This is a genomic window from Streptomyces sp. NPDC050856 (genome assembly GCF_040653855.1).
Classification (GTDB): Bacteria; Actinomycetota; Actinomycetes; order Streptomycetales; family Streptomycetaceae; genus Streptomyces.
The window spans coordinates 58298-82678 of record NZ_JBFAGV010000006.1 but is presented as its reverse complement, the minus strand read 5'-3'; the positions used below and the strand labels follow the sequence as shown (position 1 = coordinate 82678).

Sequence of the window (24381 nt, the reverse complement as noted above, 5' to 3'; positions counted from 1 at the left end):
ACGGTGTTAGTCCTCCCCCAAGATCTGCGGCACCTTGAAACGCTGCTGCTCCTGCGCGGGGGCTCCGGAGAGCGCCTGCTCGGGGGTGAGCGACGGACGGACCTCGTCCGCGCGCATGACGTTGGTCAGCGGCAGCGGGTGGGAGGTCGGGGGTACGTCTTGGTCGGCGACCTCGGAGACGCGGGCGACCGCGCCAATGATGTCGTCGAGCTGTCCGGCGAAGTGGTCGAGCTCTTCGTCCTTCAGCTCCAGACGTGCCAGCCGGGCGAGGTGGGCGACCTCCTCGCGCGTGATGCCAGGCATGCAGCGATCCTCAGGGGTGAGTGTGATGGTTTTGGCCCAATCCTATGGGTCGGCGCCCCATGCCCGTGAAACGGTTTGCCGCGGCCCCGGTCCGGCCGGCCGCGCACCGGACCGCGGCACGGTCCGCGAGCCGAGCCGGGACGGTCCGCGAGCCAGCCCGGACGCCGACGTGGGGACGGCGCCGGGCGGGTGCGCCGGGCTGGTGCGCCGGGCGGGTGCGCTGACCCGAGGCGCTGACCGGAGGCGCTGACCGGAGGCGCAGGGACGGGGGGACCGGACGTGGGGACGCCGCCGGGCGGGTGCGGCGCCGGGCGGGTACGGTGCCGGGCGCGAGGGTCCCGGCGGCGGGGCGGGGCGGTGGCCGGGGCCGGGTGCGGTGCCGGGACGCGCGGGGCGCGGGTCAGGTGATGGCGCCCGAGGGGTGGTCCGCGTCGGTGGCGGCGGGCGGCAGGGCGGCCGACGGGCGGTGCCAGCCGTGCTCGTCGCGCGCCCGCAGCCACGCGGTGGTCTCGCTGGGCGGCATGGCGGCGGCGACCAGCCAGCCCTGGACCGCGTCGCAGCCCAGGTCCCGCAGGCGCTCCCAGGTCTCGTCGTCCTCCACGCCCTCGGCGACGACGAGCAGGCCGAGGGAGTGGGCCAGGTCGACGGTGCAGCGGACGATCTCGGCGTCCTCGTTGTCGACGGCGAGACGGGCCACGAAGGAGCGGTCGATCTTCAGTTCGCTCACCGGCAGGCGGCGCAGGTGGACCAGGGAGGAGTAGCCGGTACCGAAGTCGTCCAGGGACATCTTCACGCCGTGCGCGGTCAGCCCGGCCAGGGTGTCCGCGGCGCGCTGGGGGTCCTCCAGCAGGACGTGCTCGGTTATCTCCAGCTGGAGGGCCCCGGGCGGCACGCCGTGGCGGGCCAGCCGGGCGGCGACGGCGCCGGCGAAACCGGGGCTGTGGACGTCACGGGGCGAGACGTTCACCGCGACGGGGACCTTCAGGCCCTGGGCGCGCCACCGGGCCACCTGGGCGAGGGCGGTCTCCAGGACGTACTCGGTGAGGTGCGGCATCAGGCCGGACGACTCGGCGATGGCGATGAACTCGTCCGGGGGGACCCGGCCGCGCTCCGGGTGCACCCAGCGGACCAGCGCCTCCAGACCGGCCACGTGCCCGTCGAAGCCGACCTTGGGCTGGTAGTGCACCTCGACGTCACCGGCGTCCAGGGCGCGCCGCAGGTCGCCCAGCAGGCCGAGCCGGTCGGGGGTGTTGGAGTCCCGCTTGGACTCGTAGACCTCGACGCCCGTACGGTCCCGTTTGGCCTGGTACATCGCCACGTCGGCCCGCTGGAGCAGGCCCTCGGCGTCCAGCGCGTGGTCGGGGAAGACCGCGACGCCCGCGCTGGCCTCCAGGACGAGGGTGAGCCCGTCGAGGTCGAGGGGCGAGGAGAGGTCGGCCGCGAGCTGCCGGGCCACGCGCTGGGCGCTGGTGGTGGAGTCGGCGGTCGGCAGCAGGACGGCGAACTCGTCACCGCCCAGCCGGGCCGCCTCCGCGCCGCGCGGCAGCGCCAGGCGCAGCCGGTCGGCGATCTGGAGCAGCAGCCGGTCGCCCGCCAGGTGCCCCAGCGTGTCATTGACCGACCGGAAGCGGTCGAGGTCGATCAGGACCAGGGCCGCCCGGACGCCCTCGCCCTCCGCGTCCTCCAGGGCGGCCCAGGTGCGCTCCAGCAGCCACTGACGGTTGGGCAGCCCGGTGAGCGGGTCGCGCAGTTGCTCCTCGGCCCGCGCGCGGGCGATCCACAGCGTGGAGTCCAGGGCGATCAGCGGGACGGCGAACAGCGGCAGCAGCACCGGCAGGGCGACCGCGACCACGCAGACCAGGGGCGCGATGCCGAGCAGCGCGACGGCCACCAGGCCCTGCCGGAGCAGCGCCGTGCGGGCGGCCGTGGGGAGCCGGCCACCCTGCGGGGCCAGCGTGTACCACAGCAGCAGCCGGGTCACCACCAGGTACGCCGCGGCCGCCAGGGCCACTTCCGGTACCGCCTCGATGCCCCATTCGAGGGGCTGCCAGGGCCGTTCGACGGACGGCACCTCGCCGAAGGCGGCGAGGACCAGGGCCGCGCCGCCGATGCCGAGGATGTCGGCGGCGCCGTGCAACAACCCCTGGCGCCAGCGGTGTCGGCGCGCGGCTCCGACCAGGACGACGACGGCGAGGCTGACCAGTCCGGCCGGCACCCAGCCGTACAGCAGCAGGACGGCGAGCGTGAGGGCGGCTCCGGAGCCCGTGCCGCCCCACCAGCGGTCCCGGCCCAGTGCGACGAGGTGGCCGACGATGATGCCGGTGAGCACGGCGAGCGACCAGCCCTCGGTGCCGCCGGGGAAGAGGGCGTGGTTCTCCAGCAGCGCGCGGAGGAACCCGGCCGCGAGGACGACACCGGCGAGGACCACCACCGTGGCGCGGAGCCTGGAAGCGATGCCCGCGAGGGCCGCGCGGGTACGCGGCCGCGAGACCGGGGCGGCACTCTCGGTCGGTTTCATTCCGTCCCTCTCACAGCCGGCGGTGCCGTTGCCACGTGATGGCCCGTTGCCGTGCCACCACGACCGGAATTCCTTCCCCGAGCGCTTCCGGGAAGCGGGGGACGCCCCGACGCAGCCGTGCACGGCAGGCGCACGTCTCAACAGTAGGCCGCACAGGGCTCCGACGGGCAGCGCTCTACTGGTCTTGCCCGAATGCGACCCGGCCACCCGTAACCATCTGGTATGCGCTGAACGGGTGACCTTTTCCGGCCGAAACTCGCCCTACTGGTCGGCCGGAACGGCCGCCTCGCGTGCCGCGTCGGGGCCCTGTCCCAGCAGGACAGCGAAGCCTTTCTCGTCCAGAACCGGAACCTTGAGTTGCATCGCCTTGTCGTACTTGGAACCGGGGTTGTCACCCACGACCACGAAGGCGGTTTTCTTTGAAACGGAACCGGTCACTTTCGCTCCACGGCTTTGGAGCGCCTCTTTTGCGCCATCCCGGGTGTACTCCTGGAGCGTGCCGGTGACCACCACGGTGAGCCCCTCCAGCGGGCGCGGCCCCTCGTCCTCGCCCGAGCCCTCCTCCTCCATACGGACCCCGGCCGCCCGCCACTTGCGCAGGATCTCCCGGTGCCAGTCCTCGGCGAACCACTGCTTGAGCGAGGCCGCGATGGTCGGGCCGACGCCCTCCACGGCCGCCAGCTCCTCCTCGCTCGCCTGCTCCACGCGTTCGATGGAGCGGAACTCCCGGGCCAGCGCCTCCGCGGCGACCGGGCCCACATGACGGATCGACAGGCCGGTGATGATCCTGGCCAGCGGGCGCTGTTTGGCCGCCGCGATGTTCTCCAGCATCGCCAGGGCGTTCTTGCGCGGCTCGCCCTGCTGGTTGGCGAAGACCGTGACGACCTTCTCCTCACCCGTTCTGGGGTCGCGCTTGGGCAGGCCGCTGTCCTGGTCCAGGACGTACGCCTTGATGGGGAGCAACTGCTCGATGGTGAGGTCGAACAGGTCGCCCTCGTCCGTGAGCGGTGGCTCGGCCGGCTCCAGGGGCTTGGTCAGGGCGGCCGCCGCCACGTACCCGAAGTTCTCGATGTCGAGCGCCTTGCGACCACCCAGGTAGAACAGCCGTTCGCGCAATTGGGCGGGGCAGGTGCGTCCGTTGGGGCAACGCAGGTCGATGTCACCCTCCTTCATCGGCCGCAGCGGCGTCCCGCACTCGGGGCACTCGGCGGGCATCACGAACTCCCGTTCGGTGCCGTCCCGGAGGTCCGCCACCGGCCCGAGGATCTCCGGGATGACGTCACCGGCCTTGCGCAGCACCACCGTGTCACCGATGAGCACACCCTTGGCCTTGACGACCTCCTGGTTGTGCAGGGTGGCGAACTCCACCTCGGAACCAGCGACGGTGACCGGCTCGACCTGGGCGTACGGCGTCACCCGGCCGGTGCGGCCGACACCCACGCGGATGTCGACCAGTTTGGTGTTGACCTCCTCGGGCGCGTACTTCCAGGCGATCGCCCAGCGCGGCGCCCGCGAGGTGGAGCCGAGCCGGCCCTGGAGCGGGATCTCGTCCAGCTTGACGACCACGCCGTCGATCTCGTGCTCCACCGAGTGCCGGTTCTCGCCGAAGTACGTGATGAACTCCCGCACCTCCTCGATGCCGCCCACCACCCTGTTGTGCCGGGCCGTCGGCAGGCCCCACTCGCGCAGCAGGTCGTACGCCTGGGAGAGCCGGTCGATCCGCAGGCCGTCGCGGGCGCCGATGCCGTGCACCACCATGTGCAGCGGGCGACTCGCGGTGATCTTCGGGTCCTTCTGCCGCAGCGAACCGGCCGCGGCGTTGCGCGGGTTGGCGAAGGGCTTGTCGCCCGCCTCCACCAGGCGGGCGTTGAGCTCCTCGAACTTCTCCATCGGGAAGTAGACCTCGCCGCGGATCTCCACCAGGTCCGGGACGCGCTCGCCCCTCAGCCGGTCCGGGATGTCGGCGATCGTCCGGACGTTGGGCGTGATGTCCTCACCGGTGCGGCCGTCCCCCCGGGTCGCCGCGCGGGTGAGCCGGCCCCTCTCGTACGTCAGGTTGACCGCGAGGCCGTCGACCTTGAGCTCGCACAGGAAGTGGTACTCGGAGGTGCCGATCTCCTTGGCGACCCGGTCGGCCCAGGCCGCCAGCTCCTCGTCGGCGAAGGCGTTGTCCAGGGAGAGCATCCGCTCGCGGTGCTGGACCGCGGTGAACTCCGTCTCGTACGCACCGGCGACCTTCTGGGTCGGCGAGTCGGGCGTGCGCAGCTCGGGGTACTCCTCCTCCAGCGCCTCCAGCGAGCGCAGCAGCCTGTCGAACTCCGCGTCGCTGATGACCGGCTGGTCCTTCACGTAGTACCGGAAGCGGTGCTCCTCCACCTGCTCGGCCAGCTGTACGTGCTTCTCCCGTGCCTCCGCCGGCACCACGTCATGCTGTTCGACAGCCACCGTCATTCCTCCCGTTACTCAGGGTTGTCCGCGAGCGATCTCGCCGCCCGGACGCAGTGGGCGAGCGCCTGGCGGGCATATGCGGGCGAAGCGCCCGCCAACCCGCACGTCGGGGTGATCACCAGCGACTCGGCGAGAGTCCCCGGATTCAGCCCCAGCCTGCGCCACAGCGTCCTGACACCCATGACGCTACCGGCAGGGTCGGACAATGGACCGTCGGTGGAGGGCACGACGCCCGCGAAGAGCTTCGTGCCGCCCTCAACGGCCTCCCCGATGGCGTCCTCGTCACGCTCGGTGAGCAGGCCGAAATCGAACGAGATGCCCGCCACGCCCGCCCGGCGCAGCAGCCCGAACGGGACGTCCGGCGCGCACGAGTGGACGATCACCGGTCCGTCGTGCACCGCCGTCACCTGCCGCAGCGCGCCCTCCACCACCTGCCGGTCCACCGCCCGGTACGTGCGGTAGCCGCTGGCGGTCCTGACCTGTCCGCGCAGCACCGCGGTGAGGGAGGGCTCGTCCAGCTGGAGCGCCACCCGGGCGCCCGGCACCCGGCGCCGTACCTCCGCCAGGTGCTCGCGCACCCCCTCGGCCAGGGAGGCCGCCAGGTCCCGGCAGGCGCCGGGGTCGCCGAGGGCGGCCTCGCCGCCCCGCAGCTCCAGGGCGGCGGCCAGTGTCCACGGGCCGACGGCCTGGACCTTGAGCACCCCGGCGTACCCCTGGGTGAACTCCTCCAGCGCGTCCAGGTCCTCCCCCAGCCACGACCTGGCCCGGCGGGTGTCGCGGCCCGGCCGGTCGCTGACCCGCCAGCCGCTCGGCTCCACGTGCGCGTACATCTCCACGAGCAGCCCGATGGTCCGCCCGATCATGTCCGCGCCCGGCCCGCGCGCGGGCAGCTCCGCCAGGTGCGGGAAGTCCTCGAAGGACCCGGTGACGGCCTTGGCGGCCTCCCGCGCGTCACCGCCCGGCATCGACCCGACCCCGGTGGCGGGGCCCCAGATGATCTCGCTCTTCTCGCTCACCCGGGAAGGGTACGCGGCGGTGCGCCGCCGCTACCGTCCCGGCCGGACCGACAGGTCGGTGATCTCCGCGTCGCGCGGCAGGTCGACGGCGGTGAGGACCGCCGTCGCCACGGACTCCGGGTCGATCCAGCGGGACGGGTCGTACTCCTTGCCCTCCTGCTGGTGCACCTTGGCCTGCATGGGGCTGGCGGTCCGACCCGGGTAGACGGAGGTGACCCGGACGCCGTTGTCGTGCTCCTCCAGGCGCAGGGCGTCGGCGAGCGCCTTCAGGCCGTGCTTGGAGGCGGCGTAGGCGGCCCACTCGGCGTTGGCCCGCAGGCCGGCACCGGAGTTGACGAACACCACGTGTCCGCGCGAGGCCCGCAGCTGGGGAAGGAGCAGCCGGGTGAGCTCGGCCGGGGCGACGAGGTTCACCTCGAGCTGGCCGCGCCAGGCCTTGGTGGTCAGGTCGCCGATCCGCCCGAGGTCGACCACGCCCGCGATGTGCAGCAGGGAGTCCAACCGGTCGGGGAGGGTCTGGTGGGAGAACGCCCAGGAGAGCCGGTCGGGGTTGGCGAGGTCGCCGACGAGGGTGCGGGCGCCGGGGTGGAGGTCCGCGAGTTCCTTGGCGCGCCCGGCGTCGCGGGCCAGCAGGATGAGCTCGTCGCCGCGCTCGCGCAGCCGGCGGGCCACGGCCGCGCCGATGCCGGAACCGGCGCCAGTGATCATGTGTGTAGCCATACCGGCCATGCTCGCACCTGTGGCCGGGCCTACCGGATACCGGCGTCCCGCTCCAGGTGGGCCAGGGCCTCGGCCCCGTCGTCCGCGAAGAACACCAGGTCGGTGAGGGGCACCGGCAGGAAGCCCTCGGCGTCCATGCGCTGGAACTGCTGCTTGAGCCCGTCGTAGAAGCCCGCCGTGTTGAGCAGCACCACCGGCTTGGCGTGCAGGCCGTGCTTCTTCAGCTCCAGTATCTCGGTGGCCTCGTCCAGGGTGCCGGTACCGCCGACCATGATGACGACGGCGTCCGACCTGGCCAGCATCAGGGCCTTCCGCTCGGCGAGGTCCCTGGCGACGACCATCTCGTCGACGCCGGGGCGGGCCTTCGCGGACAGGAACTCCACGGAGACCCCGACGAGCCTGCCGCCCGCTTCCTGGACCCCGTCCGCGACGACCTTCATCAGGCCGACGTCGCTGCCGCCCCAGACCAGGGTGTGACCGCCCTTGCCGAGCAGCCCGGCGAACTCGCGGGCGGGGCCGGTGTAGCGCTCGTCCAGGTCGGCGGCGGAGAGGAAGACACAGATGTTCATGGGGCAACGGTACGGGGAATCGGCACCGGGCCGGGGTCGTTGAGCCCGGTATGGCCACAGGACACCGCATCACCGTCGAACCCGGCACCCAGCACGTGCGCGTCGTCCACCGGGGGCAGGTGGTCGCCGAGAGCCGGCGCCCGCTGGTCCTGCGCGAGACGGGCTGCCCCGACCGCTACTACCTGCCGCCGGACGACGTACGGACGGAGCTGCTGGCGGCGTCGGACACACGGACGCACTGCCCGTTCAAGGGCACGGCGTCCTACTGGTCCCTCGCGGGCGCCGAGGACGCCGTGTGGGCCTACGAGGATCCCCGTCCCGAGGTCGCCGCGATCAGGAACCACCTCTGTTTCTACGAGACGGAGGTCCTGTGACGCGGCACCGATGAGTTCCGCGCCGTCCGCCGGTCCGCACACGCGTGGCGAACACCGACAGGACGCCGAGCGGGACCGCGGGCCACGTCGCCTCGGCCGACGGCACGGCCATCGCCTACGAGCGGCTCGGGGACGGGCCGCCGGTGGTTCTGGTGAGCGGGGCACTGGACACCGCCGCCAGTGGGGCACCGCTGGCCGAACTGCTGGTGGCGCGGTTCAGCACGTACACCTCGACGGAATGGTCCCGGCCGGGCGGCCGGGCGCCGTCACCACGCCGGCGCTGGTCGTCGACGGCGGGGCGAGCCCGGTGGGCACGCGCGACGCGGCCCGCGCGGTGGCCGGCGCCCTTCCGCGCGGGCGCCACAGCACGCTGACGGGCCAGAGCCACCCGGTGGCGCCGCACGTGCCGGCGCCGGTGCTGGAGGAGTTCTTCGGCGGATGGGACGCGGTGGGGCCGTCGGGTCAGGCGGTGGCCGTCGTGGCGGCCGTCGCGCGGCGCGTGGTGGTGGCGATGGTGGCCGAGCCGACCACGCGGGTGCCGTCGTAGAGGACGATCGCCTGGCCGGGGGCCACGCCCCGGACGGGCTCCTCGAACGTGACCCGCAGCTCGCCGTCCTCCAGGATCGCCGTGACCGGGGTCTCGCCGCCGTGGGCGCGGAGCTGGGCCGTGTAGGTGCCGGGGCCCGAGGGGGCCGTGCCGCACCAGCGGGGCTTGATCGCGGTGAGCGCGGTGACGTCCAGGGCCTCGGCGGGGCCGACCGTGACGGTGTTGTTCACGGGCGAGATGTCCAGGACGTAGCGGGGTTTGCCGTCCGGCGCCGGATGACCGATGCGCAGGCCCTTGCGCTGGCCGATGGTGAAGCCGTACGCGCCCTCGTGGCTGCCGAGCTTCGCGCCGGACTCGTCGACGATGTCGCCCTCCGCCTTGCCCAGGCGGGACGCCAGGAACCCCTGGGTGTCGCCGTCCGCGATGAAGCAGATGTCATGGCTGTCGGGCTTCTTCGCGACCGCGAGGCCCCGGCGCTCCGCCTCGGCGCGGATCTCGTCCTTGGTGGTCAGCGTGTCGCCGAGCGGGAACATCGCGTGGGCGAGCTGCTTCTCGTCCAGTACGCCGAGCACGTACGACTGGTCCTTGGCCATGTCCGAGGCGCGGTGCAGCTCCCGGCTGCCGTCCTCGCGGGTGACGACCGTGGCGTAGTGGCCGGTGCAGACCGCGTCGAAGCCCAGGGCCAGCGCCTTGTCCAGCAGCGCGGCGAACTTGATCTTCTCGTTGCAGCGCAGGCACGGATTGGGCGTGCGCCCCGCCTCGTACTCGGCGACGAAGTCCTCGACCACGTCCTCGCGGAACCGCTCGGCCAGGTCCCACACGTAGAAGGGGATGCCGATGACGTCGGCCGCCCGCCGCGCGTCGCGCGAGTCCTCGATGGTGCAGCAGCCGCGCGCGCCGGTGCGGAAGGACTGCGGGTTCGCGGACAGGGCCAGGTGCACCCCGGTGACGTCGTGCCCGGCTTCGGCGGCACGGGCGGCGGCGACGGCGGAGTCCACGCCGCCGGACATGGCGGCGAGCACACGGAGAGGGCGCTGGGAAGTCTGAGTCATAGCCCTACCAGGGTACGGGCCCCGGGAACCGGATCCGTAGGCGCAGGCGTTGAGGATCACATGGGGAGTGAGCGGAAGCGGGGGGTCGGCCGGCGCGCGGTGCTGGTGGGCGGCGCGGCGACCGTGGCCGGCACGGCGGTCCTGGCGCGCGAGGAGCTGGCCCGGCTGTGGTGGCGGCTGCCGGGCACGGAGCGGGAGCGGGTGGAGGGCGAGCTGGACCACCCCGGCGCGGAGTGGACGGCCGCGGACCGGGCGAACTGGCGGCGGGCGGACCGGCCCGCCGACTTCACCATCGACCGGGTGGTGGTCCATGTCGTCCAGGGCAGCTACCCGACGGCGCTGAAGGTCTTCAAGGACCCGGAGCACGGCGCGGCCACGCACTACGTCGTGCGCAAGGACGGGCACGTCGCCCAGCTGATCCGGGAGCTGGACGTGGCCTTCCACGCGGGCGACCGGGACATGAACGAGCGCAGCATCGGCATCGAGCACGAGGGGTTCGTGGACCGGCCCCAGGACTTCACCGCGGCGATGTACGCCTCGTCGGCCCGGCTGACGGCCGGGATATGCGCGCGGTACGGGATACCGGTGGACCGCGAGCACATCATCGGCCATGTGGAGGTGGCGGGCACCGACCACACCGACCCCGGCCCGCACTGGGACTGGGACCGCTACATGAGGCTGGTGCGGCGCGCGGCGACGGCCGGCGGGGCGGGCCGGGCCCCGACCGCCGCTAGCTGAGGCCGGCCGTCCTGGCCCGCTCCACCGCCGGGCCGATGGCCTCGGCGACGGCTTCGACGTCCGCGCGCGTGGAGGTGTGGCCGAGCGTGAAGCGCAGGGTGCCGCGCGCCAGGTCCGGGTCGGTGCCGGTGGCCAGCAGGACATGGCTGGGCTGGGCGACGCCGGCCGTGCAGGCGGAGCCGGTGGAGCACTCGATGCCCTGGGCGTCCAGGAGCAGCAGCAGCGAGTCGCCCTCGCAGCCGGGGAAGGCGAAGTGGGCGTTGGCGGGCAGGCGGTCCACCGGGTCGCCGCCGAGGACCGCGTCCGGGACGGCGGCCCGGACGGCGCCGATCAGCTCGTCGCGCAGGGCGCCGATCTCACGGGCGAAGTCCTCACGGCGCTCGGCGGCGAGCCGCGCCGCGGTGGCGAACGCGGCGACGGCCGGGACGTCGAGGGTGCCGGAGCGGACGTGACGCTCCTGGCCGCCGCCGTGCTGCACCGGGACGGGGCTCTGGTCGCGGCCCAGGAGCAGGGCACCGATGCCGTACGGGCCGCCGATCTTGTGGCCGGACACGGTCATGGCCGCGAGGGCGGAGTCGGCGAAGCCGACCGGGACCTGCCCGAATGCCTGGACGGCGTCGGAGTGCAGGGGAACGTCGAACTCACGGGCCACCGCGGCCAGTTCCGGCACCGGCATGACCGTGCCGATCTCGTTGTTGGCCCACATCACGGTGGCCAGGGCCACGCTCGCCGGGTCCCGCTCGATGGCTTCGCGCAGCGCCTCGGGGTGCACCCGCCCGTACGCGTCGACGGGCAGGTACTCCACGGTCGCGCCCTCGTGGTCGGCCAGCCAGTGCACCACGTCGAGGACGGCGTGGTGCTCGACCGGGCTGGCGAGCACCCGGACGCGGCGCGGGTCGGCGTTCCTGCGCGCCCAGTAGAGCCCCTTGACGGCGAGGTTGTCGGCCTCGGTGCCGCCTGAGGTGAGCACGACCTCGCTGGGGCGCGCCCCGAGGGCGTCGGCGAGGGTCTCGCGGGCCTCCTCGACGGTTCGGCGGGCCCGGCGGCCGGCGGCGTGCAGCGAGGACGCGTTGCCGGTGACGGCGAGCTGGGCGGTCATCGCCTCGATCGCCTCCGGGAGCATCGGAGTGGTCGCGGCGTGGTCGAGGTATGCCATGGTGCCCCGATTCTACGAGCCCGCCGGGGGCCGCGGACCGTGCGGGCGCCCGGCGACCGCTCCCCGGCCCCGGGGCCGGGGCGGGGCGGGGCGGGGCGGGGCGGGGCGTCTCAGCCGATGCCCCAGGACCAGGTGTGGTCCATGGAGACCAGGACGGCCAGTACGACGAGGTCGGCGACGCCCAGGCCGAGCCCCAGCAGCGCGCGCCCCCTGCGGACGGTGCCCCGGCGCAGGGACAGGGCGGCCAGCCCGATGGCGGCCGGGCCCAGGATGATGTTCATCACCAGCAGGCCCACGAGTCCCAGGACGAACGAGGCGACGGCCATGCCGTCGGCGTCCCGGACACCGGTACGCCTGCGAGCGGGTGCGGTGAGCTCCATGACGAGGACTCCTCCTCCGGGTGGGTCTCCGGGTGGGTCTCCATGCGGATCTCCGTGTCGGATCCCTGGCGGGTGGCTGCCGGACGGCCCCCGGAACGGCCGCGGGCCCCGGCCGGGTCAGTTCTGCTGCCGCTTGCGGGTGGTGTGGCGCTCGCGTACGGCGAAGACGAGCAGCCAGGCGCCGATGGCGGCGGCCGCGACGACGGAGACGGGCACGGGCACATGGGCCACGGCCCCCAGGACAACGCCCAGCACGAGCAGGGCGGCGACAACGAAGAGCATGGTTCTCAGCCCTCCTCTCGTGACTTCTTCCTTGCGTGGTTCTACGGAGTACAACTGTTCACTGACTACCCAGTCCACTTTCGCCCACACACCGCCGGGTCGGGAGAACGGTTGTTAACTGAATGCCATGAGTCACACCGCCGGAATCAGACAGGTGCAGAAGCGGAAGACCCGGCGGGCCCTGCTGGACGCCGCGCTGCGACTGCTGGAGGAGCAGAGTCTCAGCAGCCTGGGCCTGCGCGAGGTGACCCGGGCCGCCGGTATCGCCCCGGCCGCGTTCTACCGGCACTTCAGCGACATCGCGGACCTCGGCGCCGCCCTCGTCGACGAGGCCCTGACCAGCCTCCACGGCACGGTCCGCACGACCCTGGCGACCACCGGTGACAGCGACGAACGCATCGCCGGAGCCGTGGAGTTGATCGCCCGGCTCGTCTCCGAGTACCCCGCGCACGTCCGTTTCATCGCCCGCGAGCAACACGGCGGTGTCCAACGGGTACGGGAGGCGATCGCCGGCCAACTCGGCCGTTTCACCCGGGAGGTGGCGGACGAGCTGGCCGCCCGGCCCGAGGCGGACGGCTGGGAGCGGGAGGACCTGCTCATGCTCGCCGGCCTCTACGTCGACCAGATGATGTCGGCCGCCTCGGCCTTCCTGGCGGCCGGACCGGGCGACGCGGCCGCGCGGGAGCGGGTGGCACTGGCGGCGCGCCGCCGGCTGCGCCTGATCGCCCTCGGCCGGCGCCACTGGCTGGACTGACGCCGGCGGCGCCGGACGGAGCCGTCGCGCCGCGCGCCGGACACTGCCGGCGGCGCCGGACAGCGCCGGGGAGCGCACGCGACGCGCCCGGCGCCGCCTCCTGAGCCGGAGCCCGCCCGGCGGCCCGGGCCGGATCCGCCGGACCGGGGCGGGACGCGGCCTAGCCGCGCGGGGCGCGGTTGAGCTGGCGGGACTGGGCGACCAGGCGGTCGGCGCTGTCCCAGACCTCGGCGTCCTGCTCCAGGAAGCCGCCCGCGAGGTTGCGGGTGGTGACGGCGACCCGCAGCGGGCCGGGCTCGGGGCGCCGGCGTATGTGGGCGGTGAGTTCGACGGTCGGCGTCCAGCCCATCAGGCCGAGCTCGAAGGCGGTCGGGGGCAGCGCGTCCACGGTCAGCAGCAGTGACAGCGGGTCGGGCTCGCGGCCGTCGGCCAGCCCGAACCAGCCGCGCATCTCGCCATTCCCGGAAGGGGCGCCGACGGCCCAGCCGACGGTCGCCGGGTCGAGCCCGATGTCGAGGCGTTCGCTGATCGCCGCCGAGCCCGGGATCGGCGGCTCGCCGTCCGCCGGGCCCAGGCAGTGCTCGCGCGGCGGGATGGCGGGGGGCTTGGCGCTGGTGCGGACGTCGTCGGGCAGGGCGTCGAGGTCCCCGTAGGTGGCGAGGATCCGGATGCGCTCGACCTCGGTGCCGTCCTCGCCGTACTGGAAGAGGGACGCCTGGCCGGTGGAGAGCGTCCGACCGGTGCGGACGGTCTCGGTCCGCACCACGGCGGGGCCGGGGACCGACGGCGTCAGGTAGTGCGCCGAGACCACGAACGGGTCGGGGTGCGGCAGGGCCTCCCCGAGCGCACGGCCGAGCAGGGCGAGCAGGTAGCCGCCGTTGACGGCGTGGATGATCGTCCAGCCCGGGGAGAGCTCCGCGTCGTAGACGCCGGGCGCGCGGAGGGTCACCGCGGTGTCGCGGTCGAACTCGCTGTCCATGGTCCCGAACCGTACAGCAGCTAACTACTAAGCGGTAGCTTTCTCGCTGAGCTCCTCCGTGGTGGTCGACCGGCGGTTCCAGGCGCGCGGCGCCCGCCAGTGGAAGCGCATCGCGAGCAGGCGCAGCACGAACGCCGTCACGGCGGCGAGGGCGCTGGTGAAAGGGTTCAGCATCTCGAACCGGAGGCAGAGCGCGACCATCGTCGCGCCGACCATCGCGGGCACGGCGTACAGGTCGCGGTCCCAGCGCAGCAGCGACGGCACCTCGTTCGCGAGCACGTCGCGCAGGACACCGCCGCCGACGGCGGTGGCCAGCCCGAGCGTCGCCGACGAGGTGAGCCCCAGTCCGTATTCGTACGCCTTGGTGGTGCCGGCCACGCAGAAGAGCCCCAGCCCCGCGGCGTCGAAGACGTTGACCGCCGCCTGGGTGCGTTCCACGACCGGGTGCAGGAAGAAGACCAGGGCGGTCGCGACCAGCGGCATCAGGAAGTACCCGAGGTCCGTGAAGGCCGCGGGCGGTACGGCTCCGATGATCAGGTCCCGGAACAGCCCGCCGCCGAGCGCGGTGACCTCGGCGAGGACGGCCATGCCGAAGACGTCGAAGTTCTTGCGTACGGCGAGCAGCGCGCCGGAGATCGCGAAGACGAAGATGCCGGCGAGGTCCAGCGCGTGCTGGACGGAGGGGGTGAACAGATCCTGGAGCACCGCCCAATCGTGACGCATGACCGGCTCGACTGGTTACTCAGGGCAACCCGGACGACGGGCCCGATGACTCCCCGAGTCGATCAAGAAGGACACAGCCATGATGAAGAGAGCTCTCGCCACCCTGGGCATGGCCGCCGCCGTGCTCGGCGCGTCCGCCCCGGCGGCCACCGCCACGGGTGACCGCGATGTCGCGACGCAGCTGGGCAACGGCTCCGTGCAGGAGTACGGGAACACGGGTCCCGGCCCGGCCTCCGCCACGGGAGGCACCCGGGCCGGGGAGCCGACCTCGGGCGCCGGCCTGGGGAGCCTGGGCCGGCTCCTGGGCTGACCCGCCGGTCGCGACGCGCCGGAGGGCGGACACGGGGCGGCCCCGCCGTCTGGGGGGGGGTGACGGCGGGGCCGCGGCGGCTCGGCGTGGGCCGGGGGGAGGGCTTGCTCCGAGCTCGTCGGGCTTCTGGTGCCCCGCTCCGGACGGTGTACACGCACTCGCGCGAAATGTTTTCCCGGCCGTTCGGCGCTCGTTCGCCGCGCGGCGCCCGGGCCCGGGGGCGCGGACGCGTTCCCGGCGCCCCCGGCGCCGGGCCGCTGCCCCGGGGCGATCCGGCGGGGGCGTGCCCGTGCGCCTTCCGGCGGCCCGCCCGCCGAGGCCGCCGCGCCTCGACGCGGGTGCCGTTGTCCGGGCCCGCCCCGCCCCGGCGTCACGCCTTCCCGGGCGTACCGCCTTCGTCCCGTGCGCCGTCCGTGTCCCGGTCCCCGGCGGCCGGAGCCGCCGGAACGTCGGTGGCCGGCGCCGTACCGGCCGGGTCCGCGGCCGGAGCCGCCGTACCGGTGGCCGCCTCGGCTCCCTCGGGTGCCGGGCCGGCCGGCCGCGCACCGGCCGTCCCGCCGGACGCCGTACCGGCCTCCCCGGCCGCGCCCGCCGTACCGCCGGTGCCGCCCGTGCCCGCCGGGTCCGGCGCCTTCCCACCGGGGACCGCGGCGGTCTGCTGGGACTTGGCCGTGGCGTCCACCACCTCGATCGCCTCCCGGGCCGAGGGCAGGACCTCCTCGCCCGGCGCCTGGTCGGGGGCGTTCTCCGGGTGGTGGCAGGCCACCCGGCTGCCCGGCCGCAGCTCCAGCAGCGGCGGTTCCTCGTTCCGGCAGATCTCCGTCGCCTTCCAGCACCGGGTGTGGAACCGGCAGCCGCTCGGCGGGGAGATCGGCGACGGCACGTCGCCCTTCAGCAGGATCCGCTCGCTCTTGGCGTGACGCCGCCTGGGGTCCGGGATCGGCACCGCCGACATCAGGGCCTTGGTGTAGGGGTGCATGGGCGACTCGTACAGCGCCTTGCGGTCCGCCAGTTCGACGATCTTGCCGAGGTACATCACCGCGATCCGGTCCGAGACGTGCCGGACGACCGACAGGTCATGGGCGATGATCACGTACGTCAGGCCGAGCTCCTGCTGGAGGTCGTCAAGCAGGTTCACCACCTGGGCCTGGATGGACACGTCCAGCGCCGAGACCGGCTCGTCGGCGACGACCAACCTGGGGTTGAGGGCGAGCGCCCGGGCGATGCCGATGCGCTGGCGCTGGCCGCCGGAGAACTCGTGCGGGTAGCGGTTGTAGTGCTCCGGGTTGAGCCCCACCACCTCCAGCAGCCGCTGCACCTCCTTCTTGACGCCGCCGTCGGGCTTGACGCCCTGGAGCCGGAACGGCGCGCCCACGATGGTGCCGATGGTGTGCCGGGGGTTCAGTGAGGAGTACGGGTCCTGGAAGATCATCTGCACATCGCGGCGCAGCGGCCGCATGCCGGCCACACCCAGGTGGGTGATGTCGCGGCCCTGGAACTCCACGGTGCCGCCGGTCGGTTCGAGCAGCCGGGTGATCAGCCGGCCCATGGTCGACTTGCCGCACCCGGACTCACCGACCACGCCCAGGGTCTCCCCCGCGCGGACCTCGAAGTCGATGCCGTCGACGGCCCGTACCGCTCCGGTCTGCCGCTTCAGCAGGCCCTTCCGGATGGGGAAGTGCTTCTGCAGGCCGGTCACCTTCAGCAGGATCTCTGCCTCGTTGTCGCTCACAGCTTCGGCGCAATCTCTTCGGTCCAGATACGGTCCCGCTGCTCCCGGGTCAGATGACAGGCGGCCCAGTGACCGGTGCCCACCTCGCCGAGCTCGGGGCGGACCGTGCGGGTGAGGTCGTCCTTGGGCAGGTCGGCGTACGGGCAGCGCGGGTTGAACGCGCAGCCGGACGGGATGTTGATCAGCGAGGGCGGGGAGCCCTTGACCGGGATGAGACGCTCGGTCTGCTCGCGGTCCAGGCGCGGCATGGAGCCCAGCAGGCCCCAGGTGTAGGGGTGCCGCGGCTCGTAGAAGACCTTCTCGGCCGGGCCGCGCTCCACGCAGCGCCCGCCGTACATCACCAGCAGGTCGTCGGCGAGTTCGGCCACGACGCCCAGGTCGTGGGTGATGACGATGACCGCCGAGCCGAACTCCTTCTGCAGGTCCCGGATCAGGTCGAGGATCTGCGCCTGGACGGTCACGTCCAGGGCGGTGGTCGGCTCGTCGGCTATGAGCAGCTCGGGGTTGTTGACCAGCGCCATCGCGATCATCGCGCGCTGGCGCATACCGCCGGAGAACTCGTGCGGGTAGCTGTCGACCCGCTTGTCGGGCTGCGGGATGCCCACCCGGTCGAGCATCTCGACCGCCCGCCGCCGCGCGGTCTTCCTGTCCACGTCGTGGTGGATGCGGTACGCCTCCACGATCTGCTGGCCGATCGTGTAGTACGGGTGCAGCGCGGACAGCGGGTCCTGGAAGATCATGGACATCTCCCGGCCGCGCAACTCGCGCACCCGGTCGGGATCGGCGGACAGCAGTTCCTGCCCGTCCAGCCAGATCTCGCCGGAGATCCGCGCCCGGCGCTTGCCGTACTGCCCGGCGGTGTGCAGGCCCATGATGCCGAGCGAGGTGACCGACTTGCCGGAGCCCGACTCCCCCACGATGCCGAGCGTCTTGCCCTTCTCCAGCGTGAAGCTGAGTCCGTCGACGGACTTCACCAGGCCGTCGTCGGTCGGGAAGTGGACCCTGAGGTCGCGTACGTCGAGGAAGGCGGCGGGGGCGGGCGGGCCGGCGGGCACCGGCTCGCCGGCCACCGCTCCGGTCCTGCTGAGCTCTGTCATGCGAGCCTCACTCGGGGGTCGATCGCGGCGTACAGGAGGTCCACGACGAGATTGGCGACGATCACCGCGAGGGAGGTGATGAGGGTGACGCCGACGATCACCGGCAGGTCGCGGTCGCCGATCGCCTTGAGGACGGCCTGTCCCAGGCCGGGGAGGTTGAACGCGGTCTCGGTGAGGATCGCCCCGCCGATCAGCGCGCCGAGGTCCATGCCGAGCATGGTGAGGATGGGGGTCATGGTCGAGCGCATGGCGTGCTTGCCGATCACCACGGGCTCCTTGAGGCCCTTGGCGCGGGCGGTACGGATGTAGTCCTCGCCCAGCACCTCCAGCATGGTGGCCCGGGTGATGCGCGCGTACATCGCCGCGTACAGGAAGGCGAGGGTCACCCAGGGCAGCAGCATGCCCTGGAACCAGCCGCCGAGGCCCTGTTCGAGGGGGACGTACTGGCCGTCGATGAGGCCGAGGCCGTAGTCGAAGACCGCCAGCGAGAGCAGCGCGGTGAAGTAGATCGGCAGCGAGACGCCCGAGAGGGCGACCATCATCACCGAGCGGTCCCACAGGCTGCCCCGCTTGAGCGCCGAGAGCACACCGGCGGTCACCCCGGCCAGCAGCCACAGCACCGCCGCGCCCAGCGCGAGCGTCAGCGTCACCGGCAGGCGGTCGGTGAGCACCGGCCAGATGGCCTGCTCGCTGCGGAAGGAGTAGCCGAAGCAGGGCGCCGGGCAGTCGATGGCGTCGCCGCCCGAGGCGTAGGTCCGCCCCACGAACAGGCCCTTGAAGAACTCGAAGGCCTGGACGTAGACCGGCTCGCCCAGCTGGAGCTTCTGCCGGACGGCTTCGACCGCCGCGGCGTCGGACTGCTTGCCCACGTACATGGTGGCCGGGTCGACGCCGGTCCACTGGGGGATGAGGAAGAAGATGCCGAAGACCACCAGGATGATGACCACGAGCATCACTGCGACGGCCATCAGCCGCCTGATGAGGTATGCGAGCACTGCTCTCGGCCCGGCGGCGGGCCGCGGGCCACCGGAGCCGGCCCCGCTGACGCGAGGGGCTCCGGGTGGCCCGCGGTCACACCGCCCCGGCCTTCACCTGCCTTTCGTACCGTGTGGCGGGTGTGCCGGTGGTGATTACTTCAGACCCAGGCTGATGAAGTCGTACTGACCGCTGTACGCGTCCGTGGTGTAGACGTTGGTCAGCTCGGAGGATCGCCAGTTGACGAACTTCTCGAAGACGAAGGGCAGGTAGTAGGCGCCCTCGGTCACCTTGTGGTTGATGTTCTTGGCGATCTGCTCCTTCTTCGCCTCGTCCAGTTCCAGGACGTAGTCGTCGAAGAGCTTGTCGACCGCCGGGTCCTTGATCATCGCGTAGTTGTTGTTGCCGCTGTCCAGGATGTACTTGCTGTCCCACAGCGGCTGCCCGTAGCCCTGCACGGACGGGAAGTCCGGGCCCCAACCCATGATGATGATGCCGTAGTTCTTGCTCTTGACGACCGACGGGTTGCCGATGATGCCGGAGGTCTGCGAGCCGTCGTACTTGTCGATCTCGACCTCGATGCCGACCTTCTTCAGCGAGGCCTGGAGCGACGCGGCGGTGGCGACCTCGACCGGCTTGTTGTTGCGGACGGCGATGGTCGTCTTGAAGCCGTTCGGCTTGCCGCACGCCTTCAGCGCGGCCTTGGCCTTGGCGACGTCCGGCGCGCCGTCGTTCTTCGCCAGGCCCCACGGGTCGTACTTCTGGCCCTCGGAGCCGGGCACCGACGGCGGGAGCATGTTGGTGCCGATGTCACCGCCGGCCACCGGGCCGCCGCGCGCGGTCTGCAGCGACTTGTGGTCGGAGCCGTAGATCACGGCCTTGCGGCACTCGACGTTGTCGAACGGCTTGACCGTCTGCGGGAAGACCGCGTACCGGATGTAACCGGAGACCGGGTTGTCCAGGTTGCCCTTGTGGGCCTTGAGCGCCTTGATGCGGCCCTGCGGGGACATGCCGGTCTGGTTGATGTCGAGGTGGTAGTCGCCGTTGAGCAGGCGGTTGTCCATCTCGTCGGCGTTGGAGAACAGGGTCAGCGTGATCTTGTCCGGGAGCGCCTTGCGGACCGGGTCGGAGGCCTGCTTCCAGTTCTCGTTGCGGACCAGCACCAGGGACTTGTTGGGCGTGTACGACTCGAACTTGTAGGGCCCGGAGGAGAAGGGCCGCAGGCCGTACTTGGACTTGGTGTCCTTGTCCTGCCGCACCGGCGAGGCCGAGGTGAGCGCCAGCATCTCCTCGAAGTCGCTGTTGGGCGAGGGGAGCTTGAAGACGATGGTCTTCGGGTCGGGCGTCTCGATGGCCTTCAGGCCCAGCTTGTCCTTGGCGGTGTCCTTGTACGGGCCGGGGTACTCGCGCTTGGGGTCCAGGACGTCGCGCAGGTAGACCGGGCCGCCGGCGAGCACGTCCTGCGCCCACTGACGCTCGATGCCGTACTTGATGTCCTGCGAGGTGATCGGCTTGCCGTCCTCCCACGTGACGCCGTCGCGCAGGGTGTACTTGTACGTCTTCTTGTCCGGCGATATCTCGGCGCGGGCGGTCGCCAGGTCCGGGACCAGCTCGGTGCCCGCCCGGCCGGGCTCGGTCTTGCCGGTGACGAGCTGCCGGCTGTAGTAGCGCATGAAGTTCCAGGCGAAGCCGTAGTAGCCGCGCGTGGTGTCCCAGGAGTCCGCGTCCTGGGCACCGGCGAACTTCAGGGTGCCGCCCTTCTTCGTGGAGGGGCTGGCGACCTTGTTGTTCGCGGCGTCGAAGCCGGCCGCGCCCTTCTTGTCCTTGCCGTCGCCTCCGCCGCCGTTGCATGCCGCCGTGGTCAGCAGCGCCGCCACCGCGGCGGCCGCCGCCAGGGCCTGCCTGCGCCGCCCTGAAATGCTTTGGGTCGTCACGATCTCGATCCTCCGTATGTCTAACGGCCCGTGGGGACACGGGGCCCTGGGGTACGGCAGTTCAGCGCGAGGCCTTCGGGTCGAGCGCGTCGCGCACGCCGTCGCCGAAGAGGTTGAACGAGAGCACGGTGATGAAGATGGCCAGACCCGGGATCACCATGTACGTGGGGTCGGCGTCGAAGTAGTTCACCGCGGAGGAGAGCATGTCCCCCCAGGAGGCGGTGGGCGGCTTGACGCCCACGCCGAGGAAGCTGAGCGCCGCCTCCGTGAGGATGTTGGTGGGGATCATCATCGTCGTGTAGACGATGATCGGCGCGACCAGGTTGGGCATGAGCTCCTTGACCAGGATGTAGCCCCGCCCGGCGCCGAGGCTGCGGGCGGCCTCCACGTACTCGCGCTCACGCAGCGAGAGGGTCTGGCCGCGCACCACACGTCCGATGTAGGGCCAGCCGAAGAAGCCGATGACCAGGATCATCACCATGACGCGGACGCCGGTGCCCTCCAGGCCGAGCAGCTTGTTGGGCATGACCGACACCAGGGCGATGATGAACAGCAGCTGCGGGAACGACAGCAGCATGTCCATCACCCGGCTGATCGCGGCGTCCACCCAGCCGCCGAAGTAGCCGGCGAGGATGCCCAGGACGGTGCCGAGGACGACGGCGACGACCGCGGACAGGAACCCGACCAGCAGGGATATCTGGGCGCCGTAGACGATGCGGGCGAAGACGTCACGGCCGTTGACCGGTTCGACTCCGAGCCAGTGCTCGCCGCTGATGCCGCCGAAGGAGCCGACGGGGGTCGAGAAGAGCGGGTCGATCAGGTCCTCGTGGTGCTCGTTGGGCGACTGGCCGGCCAGGCCGGTGATCAGTGGCGCGAAGACGGCCACGAGGACCAGGAACAGCACCACGGCACCGCCGCTGAGGGCGAGTCTGTCGCGTTTGAGCCGCTCCCAGGCGATGCGGCCGGGAGAACGGCCCTGCACCTTCTTTCCCCCGGCGACGCCCGCCGCTTCCTCGGCGGCGCTCGGGACGGCTTCCGCCGTCGGCTCGTGCAATGGTGCCGTCATCGTGGTCGGGACCCCTCTCAACCGGCGGTGGCCGGCCCGCACTTGCCGCTGTGGCGGCCTGTTCAGTCCGTCGAACGCGGGCCGCATCGACCCCTGGTGCGGGAGTCTTCAACGCGGTCGTGAGGAGTTACCAGCCTTCACCGGGAAAGGATGCGCAAACGTGATGCTGTCAGGGACGTTCCGTTATCCGAACGCCGCTGAACGCCCGCCGGACAGGGGGCGGTTGGGTCACGCCGCGGCACACCGGACATCGGGCGCGCAACCGCCACGAGGGCGGCCAAGCCGCCCTCGTGGACCGGGAACCGGGTGCCGGGTCAGTACCCGCCGCGCGGCGGGGGGTAGCCGTACCCCGGGGCGGCCGTGCCCGCCGCGCCCGGGCCCGGCACGTGCGGCGCCGTGGCGTGCGCCTCACGGTCGTAGAAGGGCCGGGCGTTGGCCCGCAGCCACATGGTGACCGGGTCGTACTCGTCGGACATCGCCACGGTCGAGACGGGCAGCCCCTCGGGCACGGCCGTGACCGACTGCCGCATCATCTCCCGCACCGCGTCGACGGAGGCCTGGCCCGTGTCGTACAGGTCCAGTCCGATGGCCAGGTACGGGGAACCGAGCGCCGGCTGCACCCAGGCGCGGCGCAGTGAGCGGACCGCCGGGGTGCGGTGGGCGTTCCGGGTCAGCAGGGCGTAGAACTGGGGGATCTGGATGGCCGGTTCGGACAGCCGCAGCGGCCCGGCGGGCATCCGGTCCAGGCCGGTGGCGATCCGGCGCAGGTCGGCCCAGGGAATGCCGACGCCGCCGCCCCGGGCGTGCGGGTTGAGCCAGATGCCCCAGCGGTCGGGGTACAGGGCGCGGGCGACGTCCCGGACGGGGATCACCTCGTGGGCGCGGTTCCAGCCGGAGGCGGCGAGCTCCTGGGCGGAGGTGACGCACGGCGCGTACCCCAGGCCGTCGAGCTCGACGTTGCCGTACTGGGCGTCGGGGGAACCGGCCCGGCCGTGCCAGAGCAGCATCCACACCTGGCCGTCGGCGAGGGCGCGCAGCAGTGCCTCGTAGGTGTCGTACCGCCCGGGCGTCACCTGGCGCAGCAGGTGCTCGACCTGCCCGGCAGCCCGGCCGGCGGCGGCGGTGCCTGACGTGCTCACCTGGGTCCCCCTCTTCCGTCCACCCGATCAGCTTATGCGTGCGCGCGCTGGTAGAAGGGCCGCACCCGTTCCAGCATCCAGTCGCCCACCGGGTCCTGCGCGACGTCGAGCAGGACCAGGTTGACCGGCCAGGGCACGGCCGACTGGCCGACCCGGCCGAGCGCCCGGCCGAGCGCGTCCATCGCGACGCCGCGCTCGGCGCCCTCCCAGGAGGAGAGCTGGACGCCGACGAAGAGGACCGGGTCCTCGCCCTCGATGCTGGCCAGGGCGCGGCGGGCGGTGAGCACGGTGCCGGCGGCGTCGAACTCCTCGGCCGCGGCGGTCAGGAAGTCCACCGGGTCGTCCTGCCAGTCCGGCTGGAACAGCCGCACCCGGCCGCCGCCGGCCGGACCGTCCAGCACGGTGCGGCCGGAGCGGCACAGCTCGGCGACGGCCGGCGGCGGCAGCGGCACGCCGACCGCGCCGCCGGGGTTCACGGCGATGCCCAGCTGCGGCGGCAGGCCGCGGGCGAACTCCACGGCGGGCGCCACGGTGTACGGCATGTGGGCGCCCACGCAGCCGAGGAACTGCTGCTCGGAGCTGAAGACCGGGACGTACGGCAGGCCGTCGAGCTCCAGCGTCGGCAGGTCGAGGTCGGGGCTGTCGGGGCCGCCGCCGTTCGGCAGCGGCACCCAGACGTGGCTGCGGCCCAGGACTTCGACGAGCCGGGCTCCGGCCGAGGGGTTGCCGAGCGAGGCGGCGAGCGCCTCTTCGAGCTCGTTGGCCGGCCATGCAGCGTCCACTGGTGTCCCTTCCCCTGCGCACCACGTCCTTGCCGCAGCACCCTAACGCGGGCGCCGGGCAGGTCGGCCGGTCAGCCGAACGTGATCCGCGCCAGGGTGCCGGCCGCCGGCCGGTCCAGCAGCACCACGGCGGCGCAGCCCCCCGGCGGCACGCCCCGTTCCGCGTCGCGCACCAGCCGGCGCACCGCCCGGCGGTGCCGGGCGAAGGCGTACCCCGACACGCCCCGGCCCCGCTCGCGCTGGCCCTCCCGGGCCACCCCGGGTGCCACGTCCAGCAGCAGCAGGTGGAGGGAGGTGCCCCGGCGGCGGGCCTCCCGGCCCAGCCAGCGGCGCACCCAGTCCTGGGTGCCGCAGTCGTGGACGACGACGCTGCGGCCGGCCCGCAGTGCCCGGCGCAGTCCCCAGTAGTGGGCGGCGCGCACCAGCGGGCGGTAGACCCCGTACGGCAGGCGGCGCGGCATCAGCGCCTCCCACCGCTCCCGGGCGTCCTGGGAATCGATGCCCCGGCCCTGGGCAGCCTTACGGATGAGGGTGGACTTGCCGCTGCCGGGCAGCCCCGAGACGACCACCAGGTCACCGGCGGCGTAGGACAGGACCCGCGGGCCGCGCCCGGCGCGGTCGCGCAGGTCGCGCACGACCGGCGCGGCCGGCGCGGTGGCGGCCGGCCGTTCGCGCGCGGGCAGGTCCGGCGGGGCGGGTGCTCCCGCGGTTGTCGCGTACGCGCCGGTCCGCTGCAACGTCATCGGTTACTCCCCCTGCTCGGTCGGCTTGCCCGACCCATGCCCAA

General features: G+C 72.8%; 25 protein-coding genes. 5 read left to right on the top strand and 20 right to left on the bottom strand.

The window, feature by feature from the left end; all coding sequences use genetic code 11:
• Positions 1–6: 6 nt before the first annotated feature.
• The 6 genes from gatC to AB0H53_RS07900 all read right to left on the bottom strand — a co-directional run bounded on the left by gatC (position 7) and on the right by AB0H53_RS07900 (position 7574).
• Complete coding sequence (gatC, locus tag AB0H53_RS07925; protein WP_016642027.1) at positions 7–303, bottom strand: Asp-tRNA(Asn)/Glu-tRNA(Gln) amidotransferase subunit GatC; 297 nt, start codon at positions 301–303, stop codon at positions 7–9.
• A 400-nt stretch (positions 304–703) separates the two neighbouring features.
• Positions 704–2821, bottom strand: a complete 2118-nt coding sequence (locus AB0H53_RS07920) for a bifunctional diguanylate cyclase/phosphodiesterase (RefSeq protein WP_362108698.1) — start codon at positions 2819–2821, stop codon at positions 704–706.
• Between the two features lie 261 nt (positions 2822–3082).
• Positions 3083–5272, bottom strand: coding sequence for an NAD-dependent DNA ligase LigA (gene ligA, locus AB0H53_RS07915; RefSeq protein WP_362108696.1), 2190 nt, complete (start codon positions 5270–5272; stop codon positions 3083–3085).
• 8 nt (positions 5273–5280) lie between these two features.
• The gene (locus AB0H53_RS07910) at positions 5281–6285 is read right to left on the bottom strand and encodes a methionine synthase (protein WP_362108694.1); all 1005 of its coding nucleotides are present in this window, start codon (positions 6283–6285) and stop codon (positions 5281–5283) included.
• A 30-nt stretch (positions 6286–6315) separates the two neighbouring features.
• A complete protein-coding gene (locus tag AB0H53_RS07905) occupies positions 6316–7005 on the bottom strand; it encodes an SDR family oxidoreductase (RefSeq protein WP_362108692.1) in 690 nt (229 codons plus the stop codon).
• Positions 7006–7034: 29 nt separating this feature from the next.
• On the bottom strand, positions 7035–7574 hold the full coding sequence (locus AB0H53_RS07900; RefSeq protein WP_362108690.1) for a TIGR00730 family Rossman fold protein: 540 nt from the start codon (positions 7572–7574) through the stop codon (positions 7035–7037).
• 50 nt (positions 7575–7624) lie between these two features.
• On the opposite strand from AB0H53_RS07900, the gene AB0H53_RS07895 reads away from it, so the two are divergent.
• Positions 7625–7948: a DUF427 domain-containing protein gene (locus AB0H53_RS07895; protein ID WP_362108688.1), complete on the top strand. Its 324-nt coding sequence runs from the start codon at positions 7625–7627 to the stop codon at positions 7946–7948.
• A 238-nt stretch (positions 7949–8186) separates the two neighbouring features.
• Positions 8187–8495 carry a hypothetical protein gene (locus AB0H53_RS07890; protein WP_362108686.1) on the top strand — a complete coding sequence of 103 codons (309 nt, stop codon included), beginning with the start codon at positions 8187–8189 and terminating at the stop codon, positions 8493–8495.
• Here AB0H53_RS07890 and mnmA read toward each other — a convergent pair.
• Positions 8411–9547 (bottom strand): tRNA 2-thiouridine(34) synthase MnmA, encoded by a 1137-nt coding sequence (mnmA, locus tag AB0H53_RS07885; RefSeq protein ID WP_362108684.1) that lies wholly within the window; start codon positions 9545–9547, stop codon positions 8411–8413. The two genes, AB0H53_RS07890 and mnmA, sit on opposite strands and share 85 nt — an antisense overlap.
• A 60-nt stretch (positions 9548–9607) precedes the next feature.
• Between mnmA and AB0H53_RS07880 the strand changes: the two genes are divergently transcribed.
• Complete coding sequence (locus tag AB0H53_RS07880; protein WP_362108682.1) at positions 9608–10285, top strand: N-acetylmuramoyl-L-alanine amidase; 678 nt, start codon at positions 9608–9610, stop codon at positions 10283–10285.
• Here AB0H53_RS07880 and AB0H53_RS07875 read toward each other — a convergent pair.
• The 3 genes from AB0H53_RS07875 to AB0H53_RS07865 form a co-directional block, all read right to left on the bottom strand.
• Complete coding sequence (locus tag AB0H53_RS07875; protein WP_362108680.1) at positions 10278–11441, bottom strand: cysteine desulfurase family protein; 1164 nt, start codon at positions 11439–11441, stop codon at positions 10278–10280. The two genes, AB0H53_RS07880 and AB0H53_RS07875, sit on opposite strands and share 8 nt — an antisense overlap.
• A gap of 110 nt (positions 11442–11551) precedes the next feature.
• Positions 11552–11821, bottom strand: coding sequence for a DUF4190 domain-containing protein (locus tag AB0H53_RS07870; protein ID WP_362108678.1), 270 nt, complete (start codon positions 11819–11821; stop codon positions 11552–11554).
• 117 nt (positions 11822–11938) lie between these two features.
• A complete protein-coding gene (locus tag AB0H53_RS07865; protein WP_362108676.1) occupies positions 11939–12103 on the bottom strand; it encodes a hypothetical protein in 165 nt (54 codons plus the stop codon).
• Between the two features lie 127 nt (positions 12104–12230).
• Here AB0H53_RS07865 and AB0H53_RS07860 point away from each other — a divergent pair, with 127 nt between their 5' ends.
• Complete coding sequence (locus tag AB0H53_RS07860; protein ID WP_362108674.1) at positions 12231–12857, top strand: TetR family transcriptional regulator; 627 nt, start codon at positions 12231–12233, stop codon at positions 12855–12857.
• A gap of 160 nt (positions 12858–13017) precedes the next feature.
• On the opposite strand, the gene AB0H53_RS07855 is transcribed toward AB0H53_RS07860, so the two are convergent.
• Positions 13018–13836, bottom strand: a complete 819-nt coding sequence (locus tag AB0H53_RS07855; protein ID WP_362108672.1) for a thioesterase family protein — start codon at positions 13834–13836, stop codon at positions 13018–13020.
• 27 nt (positions 13837–13863) lie between these two features.
• Positions 13864–14541, bottom strand: coding sequence for a trimeric intracellular cation channel family protein (locus AB0H53_RS07850; RefSeq protein ID WP_362108670.1), 678 nt, complete (start codon positions 14539–14541; stop codon positions 13864–13866).
• A 97-nt stretch (positions 14542–14638) separates the two neighbouring features.
• On the opposite strand from AB0H53_RS07850, the gene AB0H53_RS07845 reads away from it, so the two are divergent.
• Positions 14639–14869, top strand: a complete 231-nt coding sequence (locus AB0H53_RS07845; protein ID WP_362108668.1) for a hypothetical protein — start codon at positions 14639–14641, stop codon at positions 14867–14869.
• A 370-nt stretch (positions 14870–15239) separates the two neighbouring features.
• Here AB0H53_RS07845 and AB0H53_RS07840 read toward each other — a convergent pair whose 3' ends face one another.
• The 8 genes from AB0H53_RS07840 to AB0H53_RS07805 all read right to left on the bottom strand — a co-directional run bounded on the left by AB0H53_RS07840 (position 15240) and on the right by AB0H53_RS07805 (position 24337).
• Positions 15240–16601, bottom strand: coding sequence for a dipeptide ABC transporter ATP-binding protein (locus tag AB0H53_RS07840; protein ID WP_362108666.1), 1362 nt, complete (start codon positions 16599–16601; stop codon positions 15240–15242).
• Entirely contained in the window at positions 16598–17698 is a 1101-nt protein-coding gene (locus AB0H53_RS07835; protein WP_362108664.1) for an ABC transporter ATP-binding protein, read from the bottom strand. The genes AB0H53_RS07840 and AB0H53_RS07835 overlap by 4 nt, the downstream gene beginning before the upstream one ends.
• Entirely contained in the window at positions 17695–18693 is a 999-nt protein-coding gene (locus tag AB0H53_RS07830; RefSeq protein ID WP_362108662.1) for an ABC transporter permease, read from the bottom strand. The genes AB0H53_RS07835 and AB0H53_RS07830 overlap by 4 nt, the downstream gene beginning before the upstream one ends.
• 135 nt (positions 18694–18828) lie before the next feature.
• A complete protein-coding gene (locus AB0H53_RS07825; protein WP_362108660.1) occupies positions 18829–20607 on the bottom strand; it encodes an ABC transporter substrate-binding protein in 1779 nt (592 codons plus the stop codon).
• A gap of 61 nt (positions 20608–20668) precedes the next feature.
• Positions 20669–21673, bottom strand: a complete 1005-nt coding sequence (locus AB0H53_RS07820) for an ABC transporter permease (protein ID WP_362108658.1) — start codon at positions 21671–21673, stop codon at positions 20669–20671.
• Between the two features lie 314 nt (positions 21674–21987).
• Positions 21988–22812 (bottom strand): enhanced serine sensitivity protein SseB C-terminal domain-containing protein, encoded by an 825-nt coding sequence (locus AB0H53_RS07815; RefSeq protein WP_362108656.1) that lies wholly within the window; start codon positions 22810–22812, stop codon positions 21988–21990.
• A 32-nt stretch (positions 22813–22844) separates the two neighbouring features.
• Positions 22845–23594 (bottom strand): enhanced serine sensitivity protein SseB, encoded by a 750-nt coding sequence (locus tag AB0H53_RS07810; RefSeq protein WP_362108654.1) that lies wholly within the window; start codon positions 23592–23594, stop codon positions 22845–22847.
• Between the two features lie 71 nt (positions 23595–23665).
• A complete protein-coding gene (locus tag AB0H53_RS07805) occupies positions 23666–24337 on the bottom strand; it encodes an AAA family ATPase (protein WP_362108652.1) in 672 nt (223 codons plus the stop codon).
• Between the last annotated feature and the right edge of the window lie 44 nt (positions 24338–24381).